Genomic DNA, 2,508 nt, shown 5'->3' with positions numbered 1-2,508 from the left:
CATTCGGGGTGGGCGGGCCAGGCGGGGGCGGTCACCAGGTTGTCGTCCACGTGGGCGTTGGAGAAGGTGTCGTTGATGTCGAGCCATTTGCCCCCGGCCATGAGGATGTCCGGGCGCACGGCCGGGTAGGCGGTGCAGCCCTTGCCCGCCAGGACGCCCGCGGCCACGAGCACCTGCTGGCCATGACAGACGGAGGCGATAGGCTTCTTGGCCTCGGCGAAGTGGCGCACGATGTCCAGGACGCGCTCGTTGAGGCGGATGTATTCCGGGGCGCGTCCGCCGGGGATCACCAGGGCGTCGTAGTCCAGGGGGTCCACGGAGTCGAAATCGTGGTTGATGAGGAAGTTGTGGCCGGGTTTTTCGGTGTAGGTCTGGTCGCCCTCGAAGTCGTGCACGGCGGTTTTCACCTTGTCTCCGGCCTTCTTGCCGGGACAGACGGCATGCACCTCGTGCCCCACCATGAGCAGCATCTGGAAGGGAACCATCACCTCGTAGTCTTCGACGAAGTCGCCGACGAGCATCAGAATGCGCTTGACCGACATCTGTATCCTCCGTGTGCGGCGGCGCGCCCGGGGGGCAGCGCCCAGATTGACTTTCCTCATACCCGTATGGCTGGCGGTTGCAAGGGCCAATCAGTGCGTGTTCCCCCGAAAGCGTCAACTGCTGCATCATGGGCGCTGATCGGGAACTGTTCGACGCGATCTGCCACGTTTCGCAACGGATTCGTAACGTTCGTGCTCTAGCCGGAGGAGGCCCACAACCATCCCTTTTGGAGACGTTCATGAAAAGAGTTCTGTTTCTTTGTGTCCACAACAGCGCGCGGAGCCAGATGGCCGAGGCCTACCTGAACCTGCTGGGCGGCGACGGGTTCCATGTGGAGAGCGCCGGTTTCGAACCCGGCCCCATCAATCCCCTGGTGGTGGAGGTCATGGCCGAAGAGGGGGTGGACCTGACGGACAAGGGCTCCCAGAAGGTCTTCGACCTCTTCCGGGCAGGCCGGGTGTTCGACTACGTGATCACCGTGTGCGAGGAGTCCGTGGGCTCCAAGTGCCCCATCTTCCCCGGCATGACCCACCGCCTGCACCTCTCTTTCGAGGATCCGGCGGCCGTCACCGGAACCCACGAGGAGCGCCTGGCCCAGGTTCGGGCCATCCGCAACGCCATCCGCAAGGTGGTGGAGGAATTCGTCTCCTGGGTGGGCAGCTCCGGCCGCAAGCCCCTGGGCGATTTCTGGGAGATCAAGCCCACGGCCTGACGCCTGGGGAGTTCGCTGTCAGCGAGTCCGGGGCCGAGGTGATCCCCGGGATGCCTCGAGCATCATCCCCCCTCCGCGCCAAGGGGGTGTCGAGGCAACAATTCAGAAAACAGTGGTTATCTTGTTGAAAGACAGCCACTGGTTACATCATCGCGCAACGAGTCGTACCACGATCCCGGGGACGGTGGTATCGGGCATCCCTCGCCAGGTCGGCCCTGTCCGCTCCTTGAAGCTGCCCATGAGGAACTGCGTAGAAAGCTGATCCCTCAGCGGGCGGGCGAGCTGCCCTTGAAAGGGAGAGCCCCTTCCGGCACGGCCGGAAGGGGCTCTCTGAGTAATTGAAGGAGCGGGTGCTATTTGACGAACACCAGTTCCGGATTGAGGGCGTAGGTCCAGGGGAGGCCGTAGTTCTTCCAGCCGTTCTTCATGCGCTTGCCGTTGTAGAGGTTCTCGGGGTCGGTCACGGCGTCGCCCTCGAAGCTGTCCACCATGCTCCAGACGTTGGCGAATCCGGCGGCGGCCAGGAGGTTCACGGCGGCGGCGGAGCGCTGCCCGCTGCGGCACATGGCGACGATGGTGGCGTTCTTGTCCAGCTTCTTGGCCACCTGGGCCACGAAATCAGGATTGGCGGCCATGCCGTAGGACTTCTTTTCGGCGTCGAAGGCGGGGTTGAAGAACTGCACGGGGATGTTCAAGGCCATTTCGGGGTGCCCAACGAAGACGTATTCCTCGGGGCTGCGCACGTCCAGGATCACCACCTCCTTGGGCTTGGCGCGCCACATGAGGTAGGCCTCCATGGCGGTGCAGTACTTGCCCAGGGTGGTCTGCTTGCGGGCGTCGGTGGGCACGGGGGTTGAAGGCTGTTGGGCCAGGGCCGCGCCGACGAAGAGCAGGCACGACAGAACGGCAGCCGAAAGGATGGCGACATGCTTCTTCATGGGATTCCTCTGATTTGCGGTTGATGGCTGGGAATCGGGTCTGTTCCTATCCTGTAGACTGTGGCGCGCAAGGCATCAACCCTCTTGCGCGGTCGGGTATCGGCGGGCGTGATGCCTGGTCGCCTGGAACGGCGCGGGGATCAATCGCGGTCGAAGGGGGTCTGACGGCGGAAGAGTTCCTTGGGGGCCCAGAAGGCCTTCTGGGGGTCCCAGGACCAGCGCAGGCCCAGGCCGCCGTAGGCCTCGGTGTAGTCGGAGGCGTTGGAAACGCCGCCGAAGACGCCGTAGGCGTCCGCGAAGCCGTTGAACGTGCCG

Annotated in this window: 3 protein-coding genes; 1 reads left to right on the top strand and 2 read right to left on the bottom strand. The window is 64.0% G+C overall.

The window, feature by feature from the left end; genetic code table 11:
* Positions 1-542 (bottom strand): DJ-1/PfpI family protein (locus ACV4UX_RS08190; RefSeq protein ID WP_491592819.1); only part of this gene is annotated, 542 nt, incomplete at its 3' end.
* 239 nt (positions 543-781) lie between these two features.
* On the opposite strand from ACV4UX_RS08190, the gene ACV4UX_RS08185 reads away from it, so the two are divergent.
* The gene (locus tag ACV4UX_RS08185; protein WP_491592818.1) at positions 782-1,255 is read left to right on the top strand and encodes an arsenate reductase ArsC; all 474 of its coding nucleotides are present in this window, start codon (positions 782-784) and stop codon (positions 1,253-1,255) included.
* A 353-nt stretch (positions 1,256-1,608) separates the two neighbouring features.
* Here the strand turns inward: ACV4UX_RS08185 and ACV4UX_RS08180 are convergent, their stop codons facing one another.
* Complete coding sequence (locus ACV4UX_RS08180) at positions 1,609-2,193, bottom strand: rhodanese-like domain-containing protein (RefSeq protein WP_491592817.1); 585 nt, start codon at positions 2,191-2,193, stop codon at positions 1,609-1,611.
* Positions 2,194-2,508: the final 315 nt, after the last annotated feature.

It is taken from the genome of Fundidesulfovibrio sp., assembly GCF_058402725.1.
This window is presented reverse-complemented; position numbering and strand designations above follow the sequence as displayed.